Source organism: Chryseobacterium nepalense (assembly GCF_023195755.1).
Classification (GTDB): Bacteria; Bacteroidota; Bacteroidia; order Flavobacteriales; family Weeksellaceae; genus Chryseobacterium; species Chryseobacterium nepalense.
The window spans coordinates 2,845,803-2,871,171 of the sequence record NZ_CP096203.1; the positions used below are offsets into that span (position 1 = coordinate 2,845,803).

Consider the following 25,369-nt stretch of genomic DNA (forward strand, 5'->3'; position numbering starts at 1 on the left):
TATCTTTATTAGTTTTGTTTGAAAAGGAATAAAAACATGATTTTTATTCAAAAAAAAACTATATTTGTGGAAAAATAAATAATCCCACCTTGGAATGAAAAGACTTTTTTATTTTGTTTTGCTTTTAGTAGGTATTTCTGCAGTTCATTCTTGTAAAGATTTATCGGATGAAGACGGAAATCCTTTGCTGGATATTAACAATAATACCGGACTTATCGGTGCACGTGCACTTTACAGAGAAATCACTGATGCTGATACACTGGCAACCTATCATTATAATGGCCTCCAGGTGTCCAGAGTGGATACGAGAAAGGCTTCAGTAACAGATGTACAGTATAGTGGGGATAAGATAAGCAGGGTAACCTTCAAAGGTTTTCTGGATGCTGATAATAACGGTACACCTGATGCAGACAGTACCTCATACGAACAACAGTTCACTTATGGCAATACGGGAAGATTAGAAATTATTTCCGAGACACGTTCCGTATACAACAGAACAGCCCCGGTTCCGCCATCAACAACTCCGGGACCTTGGACGATTCTTAGAAAATCAAAAACACTTTATAATCTTACATACAATTCTACAACATCAAAACTTGCCAAGATTGTTATGCAGACCGGAAACGAAACAATAGGTGTTCCTTTTGCGTACAGCAATTTTTCAGAAACAACCTATGAATATTCGGGAGATAATGTAACAAAAGTAATAAGAGGTTACGGACCTATCGCAGGAGGTGTATTCGGTGCAGTAAACACAAAATATGGCTATGAGTACTCCAATTATGATGCCCAGATCAATCCGTTTACGCTATTGCCACTGGCTTATAAAATTTCCAGATTGTTATCCACTGAGCAAAATGACATGGAAAGCTGGATCCTATCTCCAAACAGTCCTAAAAGAAAATCCGTTTCTGATCTGATGCAGCCGGTACCGGTACCAGTAGTTGTATCTACAGATTACAATTATGACGCCCAAACGTATATGAGAAAAGGATACGGCGTAAACTACATTTACAAACCGCTATAAAAATAATCTTTAAATATTACTAAACTCAATCTGTTACAGATTGAGTTTTTTGTTTTTAATACCTTAATTTTGCAAAAAATTTCTCAATGAAATATTTGATAGTAGGCCTCGGAAATAAAGGCTCAGAGTACGAAAATACTCGCCACAATATAGGTTTTAAAGTGGCGGATAAAATTGCTGAAACATTGGAAGCTCCTTTTAACAGCACCAACTTCGGATGGATGGCAGACGGGAAGTACAAAGGGAGAAGAGTATTGGTTTTAAAACCGGATACGTATATGAACCTTTCGGGAAATGCTGTGAGATACTGGATGCAAAAAGAAAATATTCCTTTGGAAAATATATTGATCGTAACGGATGATCTTGCACTTCCTTTCGGAACATTAAGAATGAAAGGAAAAGGATCTGATGCAGGGCATAACGGACTTAAAAATATCAATGAAGTTCTTCAGACACAGAATTACGCCAGGCTTCGTTTTGGGATTTCGGCAGACTTTTCCGAAGGGCGGCAGGTAGATTATGTCCTTGGAACCTGGACTGAAGAAGAAAACGCAACACTTCCGGAAAGAATTGAAAAGTTCTCCAAAGCAAGTTTGTCATTTGTATTTGCCGGAATCAATAACACCATGTCTGCTTTCAACGGGAAATGATATACAAGGCAGGATTTTTAAACAATTAACGCTTATATACCGTAATGTCCATCACAATTTTTTTCTCAAGAAAATTCTTTTCATTGGGCGTAAACCGGTAATCGTGTTCCTGCTCAAAAAATTCCAACGGAGTTGTTGCTCTGTCATCAGCCTTCCATTTGATGGTCATTGTAACATTGTTTACGGAATTGATGTCTTTATCCGAAAATGAGAAAGAAGTGCTCGGGAGAGGGTTCGTTGTGTCTTCTCTAAACTCGGATTTATTTTTTTTAGGCTGCATCTGAGTCATATCCTTTAGCAGGAGAGAAAAAGGTTTCCCGATGTATTTTTCTTTATTGATTTCAAATTTTTTAACATAAGACAGCGTATCCGATACCGCCTTTTTCCCGGACGTTTCCTGAGATTTAATGAAACCATTAAGGAGGCAGAGAAATACACAAAGAAGCAATTTTGTTGATACAGGCATGGTTGATTTCAGGATTTTACTGTTCAAAAGTAAGAATTTCCGGAATAATCTGACTGATCTATGTATGTTTTATTATTAAAGATATTTACTTCTGGTAATCTACAATAAAAAGGCCATCGAATTTGATGGCCTTCTGATGTACTTTTAAAATTTAATTTCCGATCTATCTAACTATAACATATTGATTGATTGTCTTTCCGCCAAGCGACTGAAAGATAGAGATGCTTACAACCAGCTTACGGCTCCAGTTTCCACATCATAATTAGCGCCTACAATTTTAATCTTGCCTTCTTCCTCAAGTTTTCTGAGTGTTGAACTCTGCTTGCGAATATCTTCAATAGCGCTTTTTACGTTCTGATGATTTAATCTTTCTAAAAGATCGCTGTTTTTTGAAGAACGCTCTTCGCCGTCTTCTATTACCTGTTTAATGATCGGGTCGAAGTGATTGATAAGATGGTTCAGGTTATCCATTCCAAGACCTTCAATTTGTGCTGCATCAAGTCCGCCTTTCAATGCTCCGCATTTGGTGTGTCCCAATACGACCACCAGTTTGGAACCCGCTACGTTACATCCGAACTCCATAGAACCCAGAATATCCTGATTTACAAAATTTCCGGCAATTCTGATGCTGAAAATATCCCCAAGACCCTGATCAAAAATAAGTTCGGCGGAAGTACGGCTGTCTATGCAGCTTAACACTACGGCAAATGGCCACTGTCCCTCACGGGTAGCATTTACCTGCTCCAGAAGGTCTCTGTTGGCTTTAAGGTTATTTACAAATCTCTGGTTTCCTTCCTTTAAAAACTCTAATGCTTTTTCAGGGGTGATGGTAGACTGAGTTTCGTGAGTGTGTGCTTTCATATAATCTGTTTATATTTTAAAGTTAAAAAAATTATTAAATTGAGCTTACATAGCTCTTTTATGAGTGACTACAATATGAGAATTTTCGTCTCTTTCATAGTCTCTGTATGAAGTTTTGAATCCTAAAAGTTCTACATTAATGTCTTCTTCTTTGGCTCTGATATTAGCAAAATCCTGAATCATCTCCAAGACATCGGTGGCAATATAAGAGGTTCCTCTTGCGTCAATGGTAACGGTAGAATTCGGCTTTATATTTTTCAATGTTTTTTTAATGGCTGCTTTATTCAAAAATGAAACTTCCTCGGCAAGTTTAATCGTTATTTCATCTGCATCATCAAGCTTCTCTCTGCTCAGATAGTAAGCTCGTTTCATATTTCCCTGCAGAATATAGAAAACGGAGATCGCAAGACCTATTCCTACTCCTTTCAGCAAATCCGTTGCCACAACGGCAACTACAGTTGCCACGAAAGGAATAAACTGGAATTTTCCCAATTGCCAGAAATGTTTGAAAGTGGCCGGTTTAGCAAGCTTGTATCCAACCATAATCAATACCGCCGCCAATGTTGATAAAGGAATAAGATTTAAAATAACAGGAATTGATAAAACACAAATTAACAGGAGGATCCCGTGGATAATGGTTGACATTTTCGAAGTTGCTCCTGCATTGGCATTCGCAGAGCTTCGGACTACTACCGAGGTCATTGGAAGTCCGCCGATAAATGAACTTACCAGATTTCCTATTCCCTGGGCCTTTAATTCCAGATTGGTATCTGTAATTCTTCGCTGTACATCCAGTCTGTCGGAAGCTTCAATACAAAGCAGCGTTTCGATAGAAGCTACGATAGCAATTGTTGCTCCGGCAATCCAGACTTTCGGATTCATAAAGCCATTGAAATCAGGAGTGGTAATAAGGTTTTTAAAATCATCCAGCGACTGTGGTACCGGAAGAGACACCAGATGTTGGGTTTGTATTGCCAGTGAGCTGCCTGTCATTTTAAAAATTTCATTCAGGACTATACCTGCAACTACTGCTACAAGCGCTCCAGGTAGCATTTTTATTCTTTTTAAAAAATGAACTTTATCCCAGGTGATTAATATAGATATAGAAACAAGCGTTACAATAATGGCTCCCGGATGAATGGCTCCGAATAACTCTGAAAAATATCCGAAGTTCAGTCCGTTATCAAAAATCGACTGATGACCTTCGTAATCTTTATCAAATCCTAAAGCATGCGGGATCTGCTTTAAAATAATAATGATCCCGATGGCTGCAAGCATTCCTTCAATAACGTTATTGGGAAAATAATTTGAAATACTTCCTGCTCGTATAAACCCTAAAACTAATTGAATAATTCCGGCAATGATTCCGGCACAAAGAAAAATATTAAATGCACCAAGGTCTGTGATCGCGGTAAGTACAATGGCTGTTAATCCGGCTGCCGGACCCGATACAGAAATATTGGAATTACTGATTGATCCTATGACCAGGCCTCCCACGATACCCGCAATGACTCCGGATAAAGGGGGTGCTCCTGAAGCAAGAGCAATCCCTAAACAAAGGGGAAGCGCTACTAAAAATACTACGAGTCCTGAAGGGAAATTCTCCTTTATTCCTCCTATTAATGATGTTTTTTTCATGATAAACTGCTGTGAATAGAACTGATTATTATTCTTTAATAATCAATTACAAAAAATTGGAAATTTAATTTTATAAATAGTACATCCTGTTCAATATCAAATGATATGAATAGTGATAAAAAATTAACTAAAAAATTAAGCTTCCGGAGGCGGAGAAAATATAGATAATAAAGGCGACAGATGAAAGGAATCATCCACAGGTACAAAAGATTTTTCTTCCAGAGAAGGCTCGAAAAACTTCAGATAATCAAATACATCCAGAGTTTTGGGAAGGGTCTTTTCGTAAACAATAAAAGATGAAGGATGAGAATGTGGTTCTTCTTCATTAATTACAACATTGGTCCTCGTGAGATCCCAGCCCACTACCGAAGCTATACCCGGTAAAGCCGTGAAGTTCAGAAAAAACAGTAATGTAATAATACTCCAAAGTTTCATTTCACATTTTTTTAAGAAAAACTATTTGGTTTTTCTGCTCATAACCCAGTCGGAACTCGTAAGGTTGTAAATTTTCTGGATGTCTTTGAGGATTTTCTCAAAATCAATTTCCAGATCAATAATCTTACCTGTTCTAAGGTCAAACACCCAGCCGTGGACAACAGGATACTCCTCAAGAATGTATCTTTCCTGTACACAGGCCATTTTGATAACGTTGATGCACTGCTCCTGAACATTCAGTTCAACCAGCCTGTCATAACGTCGGCTCTCATCTTCAATAGAATCCAGCTCGCTTTGATGAAGTCTGTAAACATCACGGATATTTCTGAGCCATGGATTCAGTAATCCGAGATCTTCAGGTGTCATGGCTGCTTTTACTCCACCGCAGTTATAATGGCCGCAGACAATAATGTGTTTTACTTTCAGATGTTCTACAGCATATTGAATAACAGCTGTTGAACTCATATCCAATGTATTAACAATATTGGCAATATTTCTGTGGACAAAAACTTCGCCGGGTTTAGCTCCCATCAGCTCTTCAGCGGTTGCCCTGCTGTCTGAACATCCTATGTACAGATAATCTGGATTCTGGGTCTTTGCAAGATCATGAAAGAATTCCGGATTGTCTGACAGTTTAGACGCTACCCATTTTTTGTTGTTTTCAAAAATAACTTCGTACGATTGTGACATAATTTTATTGGTATAATTATTTATTTCGTGTAAATTATTTTTAAAATCAATAGACTAAATCAATAATGCTACAAAAATAGAATTTTTAGTGAAAAATCAACGATTTTTAACAAAGTTTAATATTAAAATATGCTTAAAATCATGTGACATTACCACGATTCATACAAATAATTTAGATTAAATAAAATTACAAAGTAAAAATCAGAAAATTAGTACTAATGTTGAAAAATGTTTAAGCTTAAATCATTTTAAAAAATTCAATCATAAATTAATTTTTTTTACTCCGGAAGTTTACTGTAATTGATACTTTCCATTTCCAGATTTAAATATTTATTTTCTTGGTTTTTATAAGTGGAAGGTGCTTCCAATCCCATATATTTCATAATTAACGGATAAATATAGGTGGTCTGCGTCTGCAAAGCTTCCCGGCCTGTAATTTTGTAAACCGAAGGTACTTTATCACCGAACCAGATAAAAAAAGGAACCTGGGTAGATTCTTTAGAGTCTATGTGCAACAGCTTACTGCCCTGTACTTTCAGCCCATGATCGGCAACATAAATGACAACTGAATTTGTATTTTTTAGCATGTTGAAAATACTTCCGAGAACATAATCCGTATATTTTACAGAGCTGTCATAGCAGTTCAATCCTTCGGAATTCCAGGTTGAAGGTAATCTGTTGCACGGATTAGGGTGGCTTCCCATGATATGCAGAACCACAAATTTATTTTCTGAACCGTGAATAACTTTCTTAAGTTCCGGAATAATAACCTCATCATATCCGTTGATCCATTTTTTATTTTTAGAGAGTGAAGCAATTGCCGTTATTCCTCTGGAGCTGGCCTGAGTACTAAGCCAGAAAGAATTGTATCCGCTTTGATTGGCAAGGTTAATAACATTATATGAAAGCTTGTCATAGCGTTGTTTAAATTCATCCGGATGGATACTGGAGAGCATCAGCGGAACACTAAGGTTGGTTATTCCCGCGGGGGAAACGGCATGGTCAAAAATCATCATATCCTTGGCCTGCTGTTCTGCATTTGGAGTCGTTTTTTTCCGTATCCATATAAAGACATATTCTGTTTTCTTTCGGATTCTCCTATGATGAGAATTACATTTTTTACTCCCTGCTGTATTTTCCTGCTGTTAAATACAGGAGTATTTTTTTTAATGGCATCAATATCCTGCTGTAATTTCATTGCCACATTAAAATCAGATAGATGATAATACACGTTCTTAATCATTTTTCCGCCTCCCTTATTGCTTATATATCGGTGTTTAAGATAAAAAGCAAATGGCATTATAATCCATAACGAAGCAATAAAAATAAATTTACCGTTGAATCTGACGGTACTGTTTTTAAGATAAATAACAGAATACAATAACAATCCGAAAAAAATGATAAAAAGGATACCTGGAAGAATAAACATGTAAGACATACTGAAAGCCTCGTGCATATTCGTTTCCAGGATACTTATGGCCATTCCCACATTGAACCCTGAATGATAAACAAAAAAACAGGATACGGAAATAAGAAAGTTAACACTTAGCAATAAGCATAATATGACTGATAATACAGCACTATATTTATTTTTGAATAGAAGAGCATTAAAGACAAGAAAAGATAAGAACATGATTCCATATTCCAGAATATTCCGGATACTTTCAAACCTTTCCTTATCGAAAAGTTTTTGAAAAATAAACTGAAAAGAAAGTAAAAGACCTGTAAGGTAAAGTAAAATGATAAGTGCGGGAATTATTTTTTTTAGCATGATATTGTGTTTTCTTTTGTTTGGTAAATTTTCAAATCTATACTTTCCGGTTGATATACTCTTCTGTAGCATTTTCTGCCGGAATGATTTTAGCGGGGTTTCCAAGTACAACGGAGTTGGAAGGAACATCAAAGTTGACATAAGAATTGGGAACAATCAGTACATTATTTCCAATCGTCACTGCTCCTACAATAACCGCATTAGTACCGATCCACACTTCATTGCCGATAACGGGAGAGCCTTCATTCTTACCGCGGTTCTGCTGCCCGATGGTAACACCTTGGGCAATATTGCAGTTTTTTCCGATAATCGTATCCGGATTGATGACCAGGCTTCCCCAATGGCCAAGATAGAAACCTTCCCCAATTTGTGTTTCAGGATAAATCTGAAAACCATACTTAATCTGATAATGCCGTAAAACCATTCTCCAAAATATATTTAAAAATCTTATTTTCTGATATTTCTGAGCCATCCTCAAAATATAAATAAAGTGAAGATTGGGATTGATGCATTTTTTCCAGATTTCAATTCTGGAGAGCCACTTTCCGCTTTCCCGGTAAAAATCTTTCTGAATGATGGAGTGATCTGCCATGATATTTGCTTTTAGACTTCGTCAATAATTTTTTGAAGATGTTCCACCGATTTTTCCAAAACAAACGGAAGCTCAGTCTTTGCAATTCTGTTTTTATATTCTTCAGCAATGTTTGGATCGGTAAGAAATTTTTTCATTCCCTCATAAATTCCTTCTTCGGAGTTTGGAGTGATGGTTCCCAGCCTGCCGTCCTGAAGAAGATCCCGTATCCCTGAAATATCGGTTGCTGAAACAGGTTTGTTGAGGATAAGCGCTTCTGCAATAATGGTAGGGAACCCTTCATGCCTCGATGACATAATATAAAAATCTGCTTTTTTCAGATAAGGGTAAGGGTTACTGCTGAAACCATACATTTTTGCCGTTTCCTGAAGGCCAAGCTCGTTTAGCTGATCCTTAATATTATTAAAATCATAACCGTCACCAATGATTAGCAGCTGGTGTTTCAATCCTTCATCAATAAGTTTTTTATGAACATTCAGCAGCCGGTCATAGCCTTTCTGCGGATATACCGTACCTACGGTGACAAATGTTGGAAGATTTTCAGTAAAAGGATAATCATTGATTTCAGCGTCTGCTTTTTTCAGCGTATCATTCCTGTCGATCGGATTGAATATTTTGATAACAGAAGCTTTTTCTGTTTCATTTTCTGCCAGGTCGCACATTCCGTCACGGAGTTTATTGGAAATTACGAGGATTTTGTCAAACCTGAAAAATTCACGGATTACCTTTGATGTATAGCCTTTTACGTTGAAAATATCATTCTGTACCCAGATAATTTTCTTTGAATTTTTCTGCGGACTTGAAAGTATTTCCCTGTACATCGCATGGATGGCTGCAATTTCTACATCATATTTTTTATTTTTCAAAATAAACCGGTAGAGCAGAACAGGAAACCAAAGAAACATTTTCTCATAAAGTACCCTGAATGCTTTTACGGGAATATCTTTCGGTCTGTTGGTAGTAATCATCTCTCCTTTTATGAGGTAGTGCAGCGTTATCCATGAAGGAATTTCCTGTATGTACAGTCCCGAGTATAGATTCAGGAGAAGATCAATTTCGTATTTATCCGGGGGAAGGTTTTTCAGGAAATTAACCAATACTTTTTCTGCGCCGCCATGACGCAGCGAGCCTATTCGAATGAGGATTTTTTTCTTTTTCAATTTGTTTTTTTTCTTTTGTGTTTACAAGAACTAAGTTATTTAATTTTTCTCGCTTTCTTGTACTTATGAGGAAGATTTTCTTTGATGTAAGCATCAAGTTTTTTTCTGTCCTTTTCCAGTTCCCTGGGATATTCCGGATTGTTTTTTAAAACGATGTCTCCGTAATCTTCTATTGTGCAGAGAAACTGTGCAGGATTTCCGATAAATACCGTGTTATCAGGCATCGATTGCGACAAGACGGAATTGGCTCCCAGAATACAGTTGTTTCCAATTTGCACATCCTGCATAATCACACAGTTCAGGCCGATGGTGCAGTTGTTTCCTATTTTTATCCTTCCCAGGATTCTGGCATCTTCATAGCCGGGAAGTTTTCTCAGTAAGGTAGTGGTTCCGCCATGATTTACAAACCTGACGCCGGCAGCAATATTTACATGGTCTCCAATTTCAATAAGGTAGGGTTCGGTTCCGAAAAAAACTTTATCGGGCATGTTGAAATTCCGGCCCACCTTCATCCCTTTATATCTGGCAACCGCAAGACTGGCTCTATTGAGGAGGGAATGGCAGAGGGCATGCGTTTTTATTAAAACTCTAAATAAAAAAATCATCACAAGTGTACATTTGTTTTGTTACTTTTGCAAAGAAAGAAAATTTATTAACATGATAAAAATTTCTAAAATAGAATATTATCTTCCTCAGTCTGTGTTGACTAATGATGATCTTGAAAAACTGTTTCCGGAATGGAGTTCGGAAAGAATCCACGAAAAAGTAGGAATTTCGCAACGCCACATTTCTTCTGATAATGAAACGGTTTTGGATATGGCTGTAAAGTCTTCTGAAAAAATTTTTGAGAATTACGACCGCAGCAAGGTAGATTTTATTTTATTCTGTACCCAAAGCCCTGATTATTTTCTTCCAACAACCGCGTGCCTTCTTCAGGACCGCCTGAAACTGAGAAAAAATATTGGCGCTATTGATTTTAATCTCGGCTGCTCAGGTTTTGTTTACGGACTGGCTTTTGCCAAAGGCCTGATCTCAGCAGGAATTGCCAAAAGTATTCTTCTAGTAACCTCAGAAACCTACAGTAAACATATTCATCCGGAAGATAAGGGAAATCGGAGCATATTCGGGGACGCCTCCGCATCGGTTATTGTAGAAAAGGCAGAAAATTCCCGTGATTACCAGTTTTGCCTGGGCACGGACGGAGGCGGTGCTGAAAATCTTATTGTAAAAAAAGGAGCGTTTAAAAAAGATTTTGAACTCAACCCCGAACATGAATTTAATCCTGAAAATATATACATGAATGGTCCTGAAATTTTTAATTTTACGATTGAAAATATTCCCGGGCTGGTAAAAGAGACCTTGATGGTGAACGGAATGGACATGGATGATATTGACCATTTTGTTTTTCATCAGGCAAATTCTTTTATGCTGAATTATTTACGGAAAAAAACGAAAATTCCGGCGGATAAATTCTACATTGATATGGAAAAAACAGGAAACACCGTATCTGCTACTATTCCGATTGCCCTGAAAAATATGATGGATAAAGGAATCTTAAAAGAAGGAGATAAAATCCTTATGGCTGGTTTTGGTGTAGGATATTCCTGGGGAGCCACCGTCATGGAAATGTAAAACAAATTTTAAATTATACCCAATGAAAACATCTGTTTTTTTAGAAAAACTACAGGAGGAACTCGAAGAAGATGAAACCTTAACTACAGAGACCAACCTTAAATCTTTAGAAAGCTACGATTCAATAAGCCTGCTTTCCATTATTGCTTTTGTGGATGAAAATTTCAATAAGAAAATTGATACCAAACATTTTAAAGATATAGAAAAGGTTTCGGATCTTATGAATGTTATCGGGAAAGAAAATTTTGAAGATTAATGGATCCTTTTTCATTAAAAAACAAAGTAATTCTTATTACAGGAGCTTCTTCCGGCATTGGAAGAAGCTGCTCTGTGGAATGCAGCAAAAGAGGAGCGGATCTTATTCTTGTGGGAAGAAACCATAACGAACTGATGATAACGGTATCCCTGCTTGCTCCCGAAACTAAAGCCGAGATTATTGCTGCAGATATTACACAAACTGGAAATCTGGAAGCGATGATAGCAGATAAGGTTGCGGACTTAGGCAAAATATCAGGATTTATACATTGCGCGGGAATTGAAAAGACATTGCCGCTAAAAAAGCACAGTGCGACACTATATCGCGATATATTTGAGATCAATGTTATAGCCGGCTTTGAAATTGCTAAAATTTTATCCCTAAAAAAGTATAAAGATGAAATTTCCAGCTTTGTATTTATTTCTTCGGTTGCCGGAATAGTGGGAGAGCCGGGAAAAGCAGCCTATTCGGCAAGTAAAGGAGCGGTAATTTCCGGTGTACGCTCTTTGGCGATGGAGCTCTGTAGAAGCAATATACGTGTCAACAGTATAAGCCCTGCGATGGTAAATACCCCGATTTTAGAAAAGATGTTTCAAGAGATCGGCGAAGAAGCCTCTTCGGAAATTATCAGGAAACATCCTTTGGGAATAGGAAATCCTGAAGACGTGGCAAATGCCTGTATTTTCCTGCTTTCTGATGCTTCAAAGTGGGTCACTGGAACAAATATGGTGGTTGACGGAGGATATTCTGTTCAGTAATCAGCTTTTACAGATTGTAGTGATCATTTCTTCAATCATGTTAAATATTCTTTGATTATCAAACTGGCTTTCAATATCTGTAAGATTTGCTCTGATCTCAGCAACAAGTTCAGGATCAGTAAGGAACGTTTTTATTGCAGAATACATTTCATCCGTTTCATAACTGATGAGGTATCCTGTTTTCCGGTCTTTGATCATGAGTCCCACATCGCCAACATTGGTAGCAATAATAGGTTTCCTGAGGATTAATGCTTCCGCGATTACAAGAGGCCAGGCTTCAGATTCTGAGGGAAGAATAAAGTAATCTGCTTTTCTGATGTAAGGATAAGGATTCATCTGATTTCCTTTTAAAATAAAGGTTTTTTCAACATTGTATTTTGCTGCCTGTGAAGTCAGGTTCTTCATTTCATCGCCATCACCTATGATAATGATACTGTGTTGAAATCCTTCATCAATAAGTTTTTTATGGGCTTCAATAAGTTTATGGTATCCTTTTCTTGAATGCAGCCTGCCGATCGAAACAAAAACGGGGCCTTCCGGAAATACATCAGGTTCTTCTTTTGCCTTATGTTTAATTTCCTCAACAGGGATAGGATTGATAATTACACTTTCGGCCGGATACTTAAGATTGGGATAGTAATGATGCATCATATCCTTAATTTTATGAGAACAATAGACCATATGATCAAATTTGGGGAAACTTTTTAATATTTCCGGTACCAAAGGCTGAAATTTAGGAACATTAATTTCGGAATGAAACCATCCTATTTTCTTTGAATTTTTGTTGGTTGAATTAAGTATTGCATCATAATCTCTATAATCCATGCCAATTTCCACGTCAAAAATATCATTGATAATTCTGTCTGCAATGACGGGATTGTTTTTCAGCTTTTTCAGTTTTAACCTTCTTCCTGCAAGCTGGATTTTTTTCAACAGGGAATTGCGGGAGAAATCTTCTTTTCCCGGGGTAAGATGTATTTTTCTTACGTGTCCGGGAATTTCATCACGCAGTTTACCCTGGTTGAGCGTAAGACATACAGTCATTTCAAATTTATCAGGATCGAGATTGTTAAGTAAGCTCAGCAATACTTTTTCTACCCCTCCCATTTCCATGGAACGGTGCCTGAATAATATTTTAATTTTTTTTTCTGACATTATCCGAAGATTGATTGTAAGGTAATCTGTATTTTTTTTCTGATTCTGAAAGGCATTTGATGCTGATATTGAAGCAGATCAAATATTTCGTCGGCACTGTTGTAAAATTCAGGGATTTTTTTTCCGTTGATGGTTGTAAGTCCTCTTCTTTTCATCGTATTGAAAATGACCCTTGCAAAATATTCGTGAGATTTCTTTTTGTTCTCATTTTGTGAAATTCCTCCTTCATGGGTTCTGTAAAGATAATTGGTTTCATCAATGAACCGCACTTTTCCTTTTTCATACATTTTCAGGTACAGATCCTGATCTTCACCTATTTTTAATTCCGGATTTATTTTCTCCGTTTTGTTATAAATTGTTTTCCTGAATGCTACAAAATGTGCAATCTGAATGGGAAAGTTAAAAAAATAGGGGTTGCCGTTCGGTACCTGCATGGCAGATCTGAAGGGTGCAATTGGGTTAAGATGTTGATCACAGGTCATAAACCTGGAATAAGTAAGTACGGTATCTTGTTTCTGAAACAATTCTATTGATTTTTGGATAGCAGTGGGAGTAATGGCATCATCGGGATCTACAAATCCGCAGATTTCTCCTTCAGCCAGATCAATAAGCTTACTTTTAGTGACGCCTACGCCGGAATTTTTATCATTTTCAAAAAACTTAAATCTGGAATCTCCTGAAATGATTTCCCGTATTTTATTTTTCTCGTTTTCTGAAGAAGCATCATCCAGAATAACCGCCTCCCAATCTGTGTATGTCTGCTGAATTATACTTTCGTAACAATCCCTGAAGAAATGAGAATTGTTATAATGTGCAATAAGAATGGAAAACTTCATGACTGTTCTTTTAACATTAAATCCTGATGATTGACTACAGTTGTATTGGCTGGAATATCCTTGTAAATAACACATCCTGCTCCAATAATACTGTTGTCACCAATGGTGACTCCTTTCAATACCGTAACATTACTGCCGAGCCAGCAATTGCTGCCAATTCTGATCGGCGCTTTGGTAAACTCTGAATGAAACAGTTTAAATTCCGGTTGAGCCTGATAAAGGTGGTTATGATCATACAGCTTTACATTCTCTCCGAACAACGTATGATCGCCTATGGAAATATGTTCCAGGCAATTGATGGAACAGAAGTTATTCATGAAAAAATGATCCCCGATTTCTAATGTGGAATTCTTTTCTACAAGGATATGTACATAATTTCTAAAGTTAGCATCGCTTCCTATGGTAACTTTATTTAAATTTTCATGGAGTATGAAATGGTCATTGATTCCCAGCCTTATTTCTTTGAAAGAAACATTAGGATGTCTTTTGAGGAGAGAAATTTGATTCCTTCTCTGGATTTTTGCTAAAATTTCATTAAGCATAATAATTTTTTTCTCATTTGTATCATACAAATATAATTTGTTTTACATAATTATAAGAATAAATCTTATTTTTGTGCCTTAAAATTAACACTTTATATCAAGTTTTCGAATATGAAAGCGCTTTTGAATAAAGTAAAGCATGTTGCGATTCTGTGAAGATTAGTCAGATTACATTTACCCGTTTTATCGCTGCAATGGCGATTGTTATTTCTCATTTTAATAAAGATTTGTTTCTATATAAGATCAGGTTTATTTCGGATATTTTTCTCCGCGCCAACGTGGGGGTGAGTTATTTTTTTATTCTTTCCGGTTTTATAATGATTGTCGCCTATCACAGAAAGGAAAAAATAGAGTATCTGGATTTTTACCGAAACAGGGTAGCCAGGATTTATCCCTTATATATTGTCGGCTTGCTGCTTTATTTTTTTACCAGATATTCTGACGTCAGTTTTTATAAAACTTTTTTATATCTTTTCGGCATTCAGAGCTGGATTCCCGGAAAAGCCCTAATTCTGAATTTTCCGGGCTGGTCTATTTCTGTAGAGTTTTTGTTTTATCTGATTTTTCCCTGGCTGTATAATTATTTATATTCTAAAGGAAATAAAAGCATTTGGATTATTGCCGTTTTGATCTGGATCGGGACTCAGGTATTCTCCAATTTGTATATTAATTCTCCTGCGTATAAAGGTCCGCATACTGAGAGCCATGAATTCAGTCATTATTTCCCGCTTTGGCATATCAACGAGTTCTTAATAGGAAATATAGCAGGTTTACTCTTTGTGAAAAACCGTAAAGAAAAGAATTATGATCTGGCAGTTGTTGTATTTTTTATTGCAATTATCCTGTCTTTAATTTTCATTCCGTTGAATTTTCATAATGGGCTAATGGCTGTTTTCTTTGTTCCTGTAATTTACCTAATTTCCTGTAATAACGGTATTATAACTAAAGTTTTTGCCCTTAAGCCATTGGAATTTCTTGGAGAAATCAGTTATGCCATTTATATTATCCATATCCCTGTTTTATATATTGTAAGATCGGTTTTATGGGATTATTTCCAAATATCTGAAAATAATACATTGTTTTGGATCTACATGCCGGTTTTAATGGTCGTTTCGGCTGGCTTTTATCAGTTTATTGAAAAGCCAATGCGTGATTATCTGAGGAAAGCAAGTTTTTTAAAGCGATAAATTAGCTTACCGATAAATTTAGTTTAAAAATAAATTCAATTAAACCGGAATATCAAAAAAGATCCTTCCGGAAATTTATATTGTACAATCCGGAGCAGATGCTTTGGTAGTCGGTAAAGAGATACCTTACGATCATTCCCCATTTTTTCAGAAAATGCGAATTTGCAATACGGAAGCTTCGGTATACTCTTGTAATATGCAGTTTGACATCATCGGGAATGCTGCTTTCGGTCTTTGCCCAATTGTTAACTTCCTCCCATAAAATAACCCTTGTTGAGGCGGGCCTGATTTCTCTTGCATCTACTTTGGTGATCCTGTTGTTCTCATGAACACCACGTACGGCAACTGCCTTGTCGAGTATTCCGGGATGGAGATTGAGATAATAGGAGATACGGAATAAAAATTCGGTGTCCTGATGAAGTTTTAAATGAGTTTTAAAAAAGCAATCTACCTTCTTTAGCGCGCTCCTCCGTATGGTAAGTGCATCAATGCTGAACAATCCGAATGTTCCTTTCATGTTCAGCAGCCCGGGAAAAACATCTTCCGGCGGATGTTTTTGGTAAACGGTAGTCAGCCGGTCACCGAATATTTTATAATATTGTTTTTTTGCTTTTTCTGAATAATAATGAACACCTATTGCTCCATAAACTCCCTCTACGTCTTCGTTCACCAATAGCTTCTTTTCTGCTTCAAAACGGTTGGGGAGATAATAATCATCCGCGTCGAGAAAAGCAATGAAATCACCTTCTGCCATAGTTATTCCTACGTTTCTGGTGGCTCCTGCTCCATGATTTCCTTTGTCAAGATGCTGATAAAGCTTTACCCGGCTGTATTTTTTAGTAAGTTCCCGGCATATCTGCAGTGCATTGTCGGGAGATTTGTCTTCTACCAATATGACTTCAAATACTTCTTCGAACTGAAGTGCAGACTCTACAGCCTGGGAAACATATTTCTCTGCGTTGTATACGGGAATAATGACTGATATTTTCATTTGATATGTGTTTTAATTAATAAAAAGAGGTATTGGCAATTCATTTATAGATACGATGAACACAGTTTTTTTAGATATTCTCCCGGCGGTATTTCTGAGAAAAAATCCTCAGTATACCTGTTGAATTCTATTCTATAAAAAGAACCTTCTTCTATTATTTCATAACATGCTTTTTTGCCCAGATATTTTTCCAGGTGTGATAAAATTTCATACAATGTAAATTGATAGGGATATGCCAGATTAACAATCTCATTATTAAAATCTTTCAAATACCGGTTAATAAATGATGCAATATCCTCTGTGCCGATCAGGATTCGTCTTGCATTGTTGTGCAGCATAAGCTTATTTTCTGAAAGGATTGATTTTTTCAGAAAATTGATTAATGTATTAGGATTGCCGCCATGTCCTACTGCATTTCCTACTCTGAAGATGATAAAGTTGCTGCAGAGTTCTGCAATCAGTTTTTCAATATTTAATTTATGAATTACGTAATAGCTTTCAGTTTTCGTAGGATCATAAATACTGCAGGTAGAAAAATAGACAAGTTTTTTGTCAGGATTCTGGCTGATAACAGATTTCAGAAGTGAAGTTTCTCTCTCAAATTCAGATAATTTCTTCTCAAGAGAATTGGAAACTCCTGATGCAAAGAAAACAACATCTTCTTTATCATAAAATTGTAAGGCATTTGCCATAATTCCATTACCTATAATCATAATTTTTTTTCATCATTTGTTATTTAAGACTTAAAAAAGGCAGGATACTTTAAATTTAATAATCCAGGTCTGTTTTTTCCAGTTCTTTTAACCACCTAAGATTATCACACCTATAATCTGATTACGACAGATCAGCTTTCGGATAATCCGATTGTTTATAAAAAACTTTTTCCTTCTTTAAGAGATTGTTTTTTGTTATGAAAAATCATTTTCCAGTTCAATGAATGACAGATCTTAATTTTGATGTAATGCTCTTCAAGCGATTTCAGCCTGAATGTTAATAGAGATTTTATCATCATTTTACAAGAATTAATATATATTTCCCTTATCGACAGTTTATTATTAAAAGGATCTGAAAGCATCATAATTAATTTTCTTTCATAAAGCAGAGCGGTATTATCAAAATACTTATTTTCAGTTCTTTTTTCTCTGTCATGGAAGATAATTGCTTCTGGTACAACACCTATTTTCAGATTATGAAATAATACCCTCTGACAGTAATTGTCATCTTCTGCATAATGGTAAAATGAAGGACTGAAACCGCCAACCTTTTCAATACAACGTCTTGTCAACAACCAGGCAGCGGCATTTACAAAAGGTAATTCATACAGTGGCGCTAAATTTTGTAAAAATATATCCGAATATAATTTTTCACATTTTAAAGGAATGATGTAATTTGAAAAACTAAAGTCCAGCTCGGAGCCATTTCCATTAAGGTGCATCGGGCTCAGAATGCCGAAATCAGGATTTTTTTTTGCGATTTTAACCAAATAGTCAATAGTACCGGGTGTTATATAAACATCCTGATTCATTAAAAATATATAATCAAAACCCTGTTCGTACGCTTTTTTAATTCCGATATTATTTGCCTTTCCGAAACCTGAATTGGCAGGAAGCTTAATAAGCTCTACCTGTGGGAATTTTTGCTCAATGATAAGAATACTATCATCGGTAGAAGCATTATCAACGATAATAGTGTGCTCAATTAATCCCGCCTGATCAATGGATGATAAACAACGATCAATCCATTTGGTGGAATTATAATTTACAATAATTATTTTAACCATTTTTCAACCTTTAATTTGAGGCTTTGTTTTTTTTAATTCTTCAATATCCTTCACAAAATTCATTACAGAGGGGCACTTTGCCTGTATAAACAGATTTATCTAAATAAATTGATTAAAAAGTCATATATCCTGTATAGTTTACTGTTGTATATATTCTCTAGTTTTTTTTCATAAAAGGTTTTTCTTTTTAAAAGTGAGATATAGCTTGGGTAAAATTCATGAAAAAGAGCTTTGTGCTTTTCGTAAATCATTTGATAGATAATTTCTTTTTTATGATCATCCCTAAAAACATCATTGTTTCTTGAACTACCGGGATGAGATCTATAATTGAAAACCGGGTATTCTATTTTGGTAACAGGAAGATTGCGATGAGAAGAAATAAGCTGTATCCAAAACTCCCAGTCTTCAAGACCATATGTAAGTTTTTCGTCATACATTATACCCTGATCGAAATATTTTTTTGGAAACATGGAAGTACAAAATAATTTGTTTTGCAGTAATAATTCCTTGATACTGAATCTTTCCTCTACTTTTGATTTATTATTGATATGACCAAACATTATCGTATCTGAAAAAACAATCATTGTTTCCTTATTTTTAGTAAACACTTCTAACATTTTCTCTAGTGCTAAAGGGTTTAGCGTATCATCTGCATCAAGAGGCAAAATATAGTCTCCTTTTGCGTGCTTTATTCCATTGTTTCTGGCACAGGATACTCCTTTGTTCTTCTGATATATATATCTTATTTTATGATTAATGAGTCTTTGAACGACCTCTGATGAATTATCTGTAGAGCCATCATCTATAATAATACATTCCCAATTTGTATAGGATTGAGCCATAATAGAGGCGATGCATTCTTCTAAATACAGAGCATGGTTAAAGCAGGGAACTATAATTGAAATTTTACTTATCATTCCTCAGGGTTTTTAATTTATACATAATAAATAAGACCTAAAATATGTTCTTATTTATTATATTTATCCAATATACTTTTTAATGTATTCAAGTATCCGAAGCCATACTTTCTGTCTGGCTCCAGAATATTACCTTCTGCCCATTCATTCCATGATTTGATAATCAATAACTGTTCGGGATAATCATTTTTATCCTCAAGATAATCAATCGCTTTTTCAATCTGCTTTTCAAATAATTCCGGTGATGTATCAGTAAGTACAACTCCTCTATAGCCACTTCTGGGCGTGTTGTCCCAATTAGGTAGAATGCATGGGTAAGTAGCAACATTGCTTTCTACAAACTGTAGATCATTAACAATAGCTTTGGCATCCTGAGTCAGGACTTTCGGTTTAATTTTTTTCTTAAATCCGAGTAGTTCTGTTATTCTATTTTTATAATATTGGTAATGGGAAATATATTCTCCTTTCTTAATATATGGGATCCATGCTTTCTGAAATGCATTGGATATTTTGCCGTCATACCCCATTGATTTTAAATCAGTATCATCTCGGAGTTTATTGGATGCCATGATATATAAGTCATCAAATCCGTTCTTTTTTGCTAACTCCCTAAATTTTGAAATGTAGTGAGGATCTCCTTCATGTAAATGGTTTGGATGGTAAATTATAAAAAGAGGCTTATTGTCTACCTTGATATATCTTTCGTCTTTAAAGAATGGAAGAAGGTAGTTGAAATGATCTATTAAATCCTGTTCATCCGGATAGACTTGCTCTACCAGAATCTTCTCTGCAAGACCATGCCATATACCGGACCATGTTTCGTTTGCCCAGCAGAAACAAAAAGGAAAATCTGGTTTTTTGGATGTAAGGACATCATTAGCAATACGTTCCAGTAATTGTTTTCCGTTGCCAAACCAGTAATGATAGTAGATAAACCCATAAACTCCATGTTCTTTTGCAATCTGCGCCTGATGTTCTCTTACTTCCGGAACACGCAGGTCATAATATCCCAGATCTGCCGGATATATGGGTTGTTCGTGGCCGTTAAAAAGAGGTTTCGCTTTTGTGACATTGGTCCATTCTGTAAAACCTTTACCCCACCATTCGTCATTTTCGGGAACAGGATGGTATTGAGGGAGGTAAAAAGCAAGGGGCTTTATTTTTTTCATCATTTGTTTTTTAAAGTGTTTTAATAAGTCTTGCAGGAATCCCCGCGATGACTGAATTTTTCGGAAAACTTTTATTGACGACCGAGTTGGCCCCGATAATGCTGTTTTCGCCAATGGTAATGCCTGGAAGAATACATACGTCTTCACCTATCCATACATTGTCTTCGATAACGACAGGACCTTTAGAATATAAAGGTCTTTGTGCCGGGAAGTTTTCAAGGTCATTTACGGTTATATCTCCGTGGGAATGATCGGAGATATATATTCTGCTTGCCATAAGAACATTATTACCGATAACAATCTTATTTATAGCTCCAATATGAACATCAGAATTGAAAATTACATCATCACCAATGGTTATTTCTGGAGTAAAAGTTTCTCCCATAAATCGATCCCAGGCTTCAAGCCTCAGATGATATAATGAACTGAAATTTTTACCTATTGAAATGTATTTTGGGTTTTTTATCCAATGCTCTTCCGGTAATATGGAATTTGCTCCGAAACTTTTAAAGCTTTTCTTTGCCCACTCATTTATTTTATTTTGTACATGCCTTTTATATGCACCGGAATTCAGTACATCAAATAAAAAATTGATAATATGTTTTTTTAATAAATTCATATTTATGATATTGTAATGATGCTTTTTTCGATTATCTTATAAAATAGCTGTTTATCAGTTCTATAATTCTATCCTGCTCAGTTTCCGATAATTCATAATAAAAGGGAAGCCTCAGAAGACAATCTGTAAAATGATCCGAATGAGGAATGTCCATTTCAGGGTTATCGGCTAGGAAAAAGTCGCTTTTATTTAAACTTAAATAATGGAATACGGGATGAATATCTTTTTCTTTTAAATACTGAATCACACGGGTTCTCTCTTCGTAATTGTTAAAAACAATATAGAACATATGAGCATTATTTGTTGCGTAAGAAGGCAAGTCAGGTAAAGAAATAAATCCTTTTTGCTGTAAAGAAATGAGTCCGGATTTGTATCTATTCCATATCTCTAATCTTTTTTTCTGGATAATCTCCAGATTTTCAAGCTGAGCATATAAAAAAGCAGAAATAATTTCGGATGGTAAAAATGATGAACCAAGATCTACCCAGCCATATTTATTAACTTCTCCCCGAAAGAATGCACTTCTGTTGGTGCCTTTTTCCCGAATGATCTCAGCACGGTTAAAATATTGGGAATCATTAATGACGAGCATTCCTCCTTCGCCGGCAATGATGTTTTTGGTCTCATGAAAAGAAAAAGCGGCAAAATGACCTATAGAGCCTAAAGCTTTTCTGGTTCCATCCGAAAATGTATAGTAGCTATCAATTGCCTGTGCTGCATCTTCCACTACAAATAAATTATATTTATGCGCAAGAGTCATAATTTTTTCCATATTACAGGCTATCCCTGCATAATGTACGGGCACTATCACTTTGGTTTTTTCGGTGATATGCTTTTCTATTTCTGTAGGATCTATATTAGGATTGTTTGGGTAAGAGTCTACAAAAATTATCTTGGCTCCACGAAGGGCAAAAGCATTGGCTGAAGAGACGAATGTATAGCTGGGCACAATTACCTCGTCACCCGGCTTTATATCACATAAAATAGCGGCCATTTCCAGTGCATCTGTACAGGATGTCGTCATCAGCACTTTCGGGAAGCCATATTTCTGTTCAAAAAAATTTTGGCATTTTTTTGTAAATATTCCGTCACCGGATATTTTACCGCTTTTTACCGCTTCTTCGATATACGAAAGCTCTTTGCCTATGATAAATGGCTTATTGAATGGGATCATATCTATCTTATAAATTTTGCAGGATTACCAACATACAATCCTAGTGTATCTAAATTTTTTATTACTACGGTGCCTCCTCCCAGCTGGATTTTTTCTGAGATGTTTATATTGTCGATAACGGTGCTGTTGATCCCAAGAATGCAAAGTTCTGAGATATTTACAAAACCGGCGATGCTTACTGATGGAGATAAGAAACAATGTTTGTTTATCACCGAATCATGGGCAACAGAGCATGAAATGTTGATCATGACATTGTCACCTATTTCAACATCCTGATCAATCATGCAATTAGGATATATAACGGTTCCCTGACCTATTTTGGCTGTAGGATCAACGATACTTGTTGAGTGTATAAAAGTGTGGAAAGGGATTTTATTTTTGAAATTTTCAAAGAGTTGTTTTTTAAATTCTAGATGTTTGTAACCAATGGCAATAATCAGTTCATCAAAAATATTCTGTTTAAAAATATCTTCAACATCATTAGTGTTTCCTAATATTGGGATATTCTTTATGGTGCTTCCTTTTTCCTGAAAATCATCAAAAAAGCCAACAACTTTATGCTCTGTATCAGAATGTATGTGATACAGAATCTGCTGGCCTAAATGCCCTGAACCTATGATTGCGATCTGTTTCATAAATAATTAATAATATCTTTCATATTGCTTATTCTATCCGTAAAGTTGGAAAATATATGTTGTCTGTCAATTAATAAGGTTTTGAAACCCAGTTTTTTGGCAGGAATAATATCCAATTTTAAAGAGTCTCCGATATAAAGAACTTCTTCTGGATTCACATTTAACTTTTTTAGAGCTAATTCGTAAAACTCTAAAGAAGGCTTTCTATAATTTTCATTCTCAGAAATTATTATTTCAGAAAAGATGTTCCGGCCTATCAACTGATCAAGTATACTGCCTAAATTACTGTTGAAATTGGATAAAACGGCTTTTTCTATCGGAAGCTCATTCAATATGGATAAATCATCAAAAGCTTTCCATTCTAAATATGAACATGCAGTAAAAATCTCATTTAATATTTCTTCTGAAGGAATAATACCTAACGATAACAAAAGTTCTGTGTTGAAGTCTTTATAAAATTCTTTTGACGTTCTGTCGGGAAAGTTTATAATTTCCGATAAAAGCTTATGATGATACTGAAGTTTTGCTTCTTCAATTTCATATGAATACTTTGCCAGAACGCTTTGTATTTTATAATACAGGGTAGGTTTGTAAATTAGCGTATTGGCTGCATCAAAAAGAATTATTCGGGTTATTTTGTTCATTTAAAAAATATAATGTTGTGATGAATTGTCTTTTAATTCGCTAATATTACTGTTGTGAGGATAAATGATATCCAACATGATTCTTATGGCACTACCATCGGTAATATTTGGTTCAGAAGGGGGAATCTGATACAAATGCTCTTCTAAAGTATATTTAATGTCTTCGAAGCCAAAATTAGAACGGATAGAATTGGTTCCGGATATTCTGCAATTAATCTCAAAAGGAACAATTTCTCCGTTTTCCCTTACCATAGACTGAAGATTTGCGCTTCCTATAAAGTGATTGCAGGAAATCATTTTTTCTAAAATATCCTGAAGTTGCTTATCATACATCCGGTTTACAAAGCATTCATTTGTAGCACCGTTTTCCAATTTTCTTTCAAGAGTAATAAATCCATGTAAAGTTTTTTCTTTCGAAACATAAAAAGCGGTGGTAATCTCTCTCCCTGTTATTAATTCTTGCACAACGTAACTGTCATCAAAAGATTTGATATCAGAAGGATTGATGTGGATTCCTCTTGAACCTCTGCCTTCTCTGGGCTTTATAATATAATTTTCAAATTTTCCTTTTTCATAATCACCAGGCAGATATGACTGCGCAAAAGGGAGATTGTTTTTTTTATGATGCAGAAATGTTAAATACTTATCTAAATAATTTTTTGAAGTTTCTAGGCCGCTTACAACCACATTAGTCTTTAGCTTATTTTGGTATAAAGAAAGATAATAAACCTCATAATCCGTGGAAGGAATGATCAGATCAATTTTTTCATTTTCTACAATAGAGTTAATGGCGGATATATAATCCTCATCCATTGCATAAGGTACTTTATAGAAGGTATCACAAAGATAATTGCCGGCAGAAAAATCAGTGACGTTACAACCAATAATCTTTATGGGAAATTGAGTTTTTTTAATGTTTCTCAAAATTCCCTGGCCAACATTTCCTCCGATCCCTGTAACTAAAACTATTTTTTTTTCCATTCAATTAATTCCTTTAATCCTTGTTTTATTGGTATAAATGCATGACTGCTGACACTGAGGTCATTTTCAAAATATTCTATAGATCTTGAAAAGTCTTTCCCATGAAAAGTAATTTTACAGCCTGTTAGTTCCTTGATAAAGTCAGCAACTTCAAGGTTCGTATAATTATCGGGTGATATTGCCAATATGATTTTATTTTTATCTTCAAGCGATAGTTTTTTTGCCAAACGAGCAACATCCTCTGCGTGAATATAGTTTTGCTTTCTGTCGCCTTTACCTAAAAGTTCAATTTTATTGTTTTCTATTGCGGAAGTAACAATTTTTGGTAAAAAAGTATTTTCTTTCATGGATAAGCCATATATCGATGAAATTCTGAGAATAGCATATTTTGAACATTTTTCAACTATTTTTTCAGCAAAAAGCTTACTTAAGCCATATAATGATGATGGTGATGGAGTAGTACCATTATTTATGGTGCCACTATGTATTCCATCATATATAGCAACGCTCGAAAAATACACTATTTTAGAATTCGCAAAATGTTCTGTAATGTTTTTAATGAGAAGAATGTTAATATTTAATATGTTATCCAGCTGTTCAGGATCATTGGATATCAACGCGCTTAAAATGTATACAACATCTTGATTCTGATCAATTTTTTTAAAATCAGAAAGTGGATGGTTTTTATCTGTCAATCGAGATGGCTGACTATGATAAACAACAGAAACATGATCTTCCGAATGTTGTTTTAGAAGATAGGCTGTAAGCAAACTGTTAGCTCCGAAAATTAATACCTTTTTCAT

At 35.5% G+C, this 25,369-nt stretch carries 30 protein-coding genes; 6 read left to right on the plus strand and 24 right to left on the minus strand.

The features are described 5' to 3' along the window. The first annotated feature begins 94 nt into the window (after nucleotides 1-94). A complete protein-coding gene (locus M0D58_RS12620; RefSeq protein ID WP_248389868.1) occupies nucleotides 95-1,027 on the plus strand; it encodes a hypothetical protein in 933 nt (310 codons plus the stop codon). A gap of 86 nt (nucleotides 1,028-1,113) precedes the next feature. Then, nucleotides 1,114-1,677 carry an aminoacyl-tRNA hydrolase gene (gene pth, locus M0D58_RS12625; protein WP_248389871.1) on the plus strand — a complete coding sequence of 188 codons (564 nt, stop codon included), beginning with the start codon at nucleotides 1,114-1,116 and terminating at the stop codon, nucleotides 1,675-1,677. 25 nt (nucleotides 1,678-1,702) lie between these two features. Here the strand turns inward: pth and M0D58_RS12630 are convergent, their stop codons facing one another. From M0D58_RS12630 to M0D58_RS12675, 10 genes are all read right to left on the minus strand, one after another. Beyond that, nucleotides 1,703-2,170, minus strand: a complete 468-nt coding sequence (locus M0D58_RS12630; RefSeq protein WP_248389873.1) for a hypothetical protein — start codon at nucleotides 2,168-2,170, stop codon at nucleotides 1,703-1,705. Nucleotides 2,171-2,368: 198 nt separating this feature from the next. Continuing rightward, on the minus strand, nucleotides 2,369-3,004 hold the full coding sequence (locus M0D58_RS12635; RefSeq protein WP_072883844.1) for a carbonic anhydrase family protein: 636 nt from the start codon (nucleotides 3,002-3,004) through the stop codon (nucleotides 2,369-2,371). Between the two features lie 45 nt (nucleotides 3,005-3,049). Further along, nucleotides 3,050-4,642, minus strand: coding sequence for a SulP family inorganic anion transporter (locus tag M0D58_RS12640; RefSeq protein WP_248389876.1), 1,593 nt, complete (start codon nucleotides 4,640-4,642; stop codon nucleotides 3,050-3,052). Between the two features lie 135 nt (nucleotides 4,643-4,777). Then, the gene (locus M0D58_RS12645; protein ID WP_248389879.1) at nucleotides 4,778-5,077 is read right to left on the minus strand and encodes a hypothetical protein; all 300 of its coding nucleotides are present in this window, start codon (nucleotides 5,075-5,077) and stop codon (nucleotides 4,778-4,780) included. Between the two features lie 21 nt (nucleotides 5,078-5,098). Further along, nucleotides 5,099-5,767, minus strand: coding sequence for a carbonic anhydrase (locus tag M0D58_RS12650; RefSeq protein WP_248389881.1), 669 nt, complete (start codon nucleotides 5,765-5,767; stop codon nucleotides 5,099-5,101). Between the two features lie 278 nt (nucleotides 5,768-6,045). Continuing rightward, nucleotides 6,046-6,783, minus strand: coding sequence for a phosphoethanolamine transferase (locus M0D58_RS12655; RefSeq protein WP_248389883.1), 738 nt, complete (start codon nucleotides 6,781-6,783; stop codon nucleotides 6,046-6,048). After that, nucleotides 6,780-7,538 carry a hypothetical protein gene (locus M0D58_RS12660; RefSeq protein ID WP_248389885.1) on the minus strand — a complete coding sequence of 253 codons (759 nt, stop codon included), beginning with the start codon at nucleotides 7,536-7,538 and terminating at the stop codon, nucleotides 6,780-6,782. The genes M0D58_RS12655 and M0D58_RS12660 overlap by 4 nt, the downstream gene beginning before the upstream one ends. Nucleotides 7,539-7,575: 37 nt before the next feature. Then, nucleotides 7,576-8,130 carry a serine O-acetyltransferase gene (locus tag M0D58_RS12665; RefSeq protein WP_248389887.1) on the minus strand — a complete coding sequence of 185 codons (555 nt, stop codon included), beginning with the start codon at nucleotides 8,128-8,130 and terminating at the stop codon, nucleotides 7,576-7,578. A gap of 11 nt (nucleotides 8,131-8,141) precedes the next feature. Further along, nucleotides 8,142-9,290 carry a glycosyltransferase gene (locus M0D58_RS12670; RefSeq protein ID WP_248389889.1) on the minus strand — a complete coding sequence of 383 codons (1,149 nt, stop codon included), beginning with the start codon at nucleotides 9,288-9,290 and terminating at the stop codon, nucleotides 8,142-8,144. A 35-nt stretch (nucleotides 9,291-9,325) separates the two neighbouring features. Continuing rightward, nucleotides 9,326-9,895 (minus strand): acyltransferase, encoded by a 570-nt coding sequence (locus tag M0D58_RS12675; protein WP_248389891.1) that lies wholly within the window; start codon nucleotides 9,893-9,895, stop codon nucleotides 9,326-9,328. A 52-nt stretch (nucleotides 9,896-9,947) separates the two neighbouring features. On the opposite strand from M0D58_RS12675, the gene M0D58_RS12680 reads away from it, so the two are divergent. From M0D58_RS12680 to M0D58_RS12690, 3 genes are read left to right on the plus strand one after another with little or no spacing between them, the layout of a single operon-like run. Next, entirely contained in the window at nucleotides 9,948-10,922 is a 975-nt protein-coding gene (locus M0D58_RS12680; protein ID WP_248389893.1) for a 3-oxoacyl-ACP synthase III family protein, read from the plus strand. Between the two features lie 22 nt (nucleotides 10,923-10,944). Next, nucleotides 10,945-11,178 (plus strand): hypothetical protein, encoded by a 234-nt coding sequence (locus tag M0D58_RS12685; RefSeq protein ID WP_248389896.1) that lies wholly within the window; start codon nucleotides 10,945-10,947, stop codon nucleotides 11,176-11,178. Continuing rightward, nucleotides 11,178-11,936: an SDR family NAD(P)-dependent oxidoreductase gene (locus M0D58_RS12690; protein WP_248389899.1), complete on the plus strand. Its 759-nt coding sequence runs from the start codon at nucleotides 11,178-11,180 to the stop codon at nucleotides 11,934-11,936. Before M0D58_RS12685 ends, M0D58_RS12690 begins: the two co-directional genes overlap by 1 nt. Here the strand turns inward: M0D58_RS12690 and M0D58_RS12695 are convergent, their stop codons facing one another. Genes M0D58_RS12695 through M0D58_RS12705 form a run of 3 tightly spaced genes read right to left on the minus strand, consistent with a single transcriptional unit; the run spans nucleotide 11,937 to nucleotide 14,469 of the window. After that, nucleotides 11,937-13,091 (minus strand): glycosyltransferase, encoded by a 1,155-nt coding sequence (locus M0D58_RS12695; RefSeq protein WP_248389902.1) that lies wholly within the window; start codon nucleotides 13,089-13,091, stop codon nucleotides 11,937-11,939. Further along, nucleotides 13,091-13,927, minus strand: a complete 837-nt coding sequence (locus M0D58_RS12700) for a glycosyltransferase family 2 protein (RefSeq protein ID WP_248389905.1) — start codon at nucleotides 13,925-13,927, stop codon at nucleotides 13,091-13,093. Before M0D58_RS12700 ends, M0D58_RS12695 begins: the two co-directional genes overlap by 1 nt. After that, nucleotides 13,924-14,469: an acyltransferase gene (locus tag M0D58_RS12705; RefSeq protein WP_248389907.1), complete on the minus strand. Its 546-nt coding sequence runs from the start codon at nucleotides 14,467-14,469 to the stop codon at nucleotides 13,924-13,926. Before M0D58_RS12705 ends, M0D58_RS12700 begins: the two co-directional genes overlap by 4 nt. Nucleotides 14,470-14,621: 152 nt before the next feature. On the opposite strand from M0D58_RS12705, the gene M0D58_RS12710 reads away from it, so the two are divergent. Next, the gene (locus M0D58_RS12710) at nucleotides 14,622-15,656 is read left to right on the plus strand and encodes an acyltransferase family protein (RefSeq protein WP_248389924.1); all 1,035 of its coding nucleotides are present in this window, start codon (nucleotides 14,622-14,624) and stop codon (nucleotides 15,654-15,656) included. Between the two features lie 52 nt (nucleotides 15,657-15,708). Here the strand turns inward: M0D58_RS12710 and M0D58_RS12715 are convergent, their stop codons facing one another. The 11 genes from M0D58_RS12715 to M0D58_RS12765 all read right to left on the minus strand — a co-directional run bounded on the left by M0D58_RS12715 (nucleotide 15,709) and on the right by M0D58_RS12765 (nucleotide 25,369). Next, a complete protein-coding gene (locus tag M0D58_RS12715; RefSeq protein WP_248389927.1) occupies nucleotides 15,709-16,647 on the minus strand; it encodes a glycosyltransferase family 2 protein in 939 nt (312 codons plus the stop codon). 44 nt (nucleotides 16,648-16,691) lie between these two features. Then, on the minus strand, nucleotides 16,692-17,360 hold the full coding sequence (locus M0D58_RS12720; RefSeq protein WP_248389930.1) for an NAD-dependent epimerase/dehydratase family protein: 669 nt from the start codon (nucleotides 17,358-17,360) through the stop codon (nucleotides 16,692-16,694). 155 nt (nucleotides 17,361-17,515) lie between these two features. Beyond that, on the minus strand, nucleotides 17,516-18,427 hold the full coding sequence (locus M0D58_RS12725; RefSeq protein WP_248389932.1) for a glycosyltransferase family 2 protein: 912 nt from the start codon (nucleotides 18,425-18,427) through the stop codon (nucleotides 17,516-17,518). A gap of 95 nt (nucleotides 18,428-18,522) precedes the next feature. Next, nucleotides 18,523-19,344: a glycosyltransferase family 2 protein gene (locus tag M0D58_RS12730; RefSeq protein ID WP_248389935.1), complete on the minus strand. Its 822-nt coding sequence runs from the start codon at nucleotides 19,342-19,344 to the stop codon at nucleotides 18,523-18,525. Nucleotides 19,345-19,394: 50 nt separating this feature from the next. Next, a complete protein-coding gene (locus M0D58_RS12735; protein ID WP_248389938.1) occupies nucleotides 19,395-20,516 on the minus strand; it encodes a glycosyltransferase WbsX family protein in 1,122 nt (373 codons plus the stop codon). 7 nt (nucleotides 20,517-20,523) lie between these two features. Then, the gene (locus tag M0D58_RS12740; RefSeq protein WP_248389941.1) at nucleotides 20,524-21,132 is read right to left on the minus strand and encodes a DapH/DapD/GlmU-related protein; all 609 of its coding nucleotides are present in this window, start codon (nucleotides 21,130-21,132) and stop codon (nucleotides 20,524-20,526) included. 31 nt (nucleotides 21,133-21,163) lie between these two features. Then, the gene (gene rffA / locus M0D58_RS12745) at nucleotides 21,164-22,306 is read right to left on the minus strand and encodes a dTDP-4-amino-4,6-dideoxygalactose transaminase (protein WP_248389943.1); all 1,143 of its coding nucleotides are present in this window, start codon (nucleotides 22,304-22,306) and stop codon (nucleotides 21,164-21,166) included. A 2-nt stretch (nucleotides 22,307-22,308) separates the two neighbouring features. After that, a complete protein-coding gene (locus tag M0D58_RS12750; RefSeq protein WP_248389956.1) occupies nucleotides 22,309-22,941 on the minus strand; it encodes a NeuD/PglB/VioB family sugar acetyltransferase in 633 nt (210 codons plus the stop codon). Then, entirely contained in the window at nucleotides 22,938-23,585 is a 648-nt protein-coding gene (locus M0D58_RS12755; protein WP_248389959.1) for an HAD family hydrolase, read from the minus strand. The genes M0D58_RS12750 and M0D58_RS12755 overlap by 4 nt, the downstream gene beginning before the upstream one ends. Next, entirely contained in the window at nucleotides 23,586-24,566 is a 981-nt protein-coding gene (locus M0D58_RS12760; RefSeq protein ID WP_248389962.1) for an ATP-grasp domain-containing protein, read from the minus strand. Next, nucleotides 24,551-25,369: an SDR family oxidoreductase gene (locus M0D58_RS12765; protein WP_248389965.1), complete on the minus strand. Its 819-nt coding sequence runs from the start codon at nucleotides 25,367-25,369 to the stop codon at nucleotides 24,551-24,553. The genes M0D58_RS12760 and M0D58_RS12765 overlap by 16 nt, the downstream gene beginning before the upstream one ends.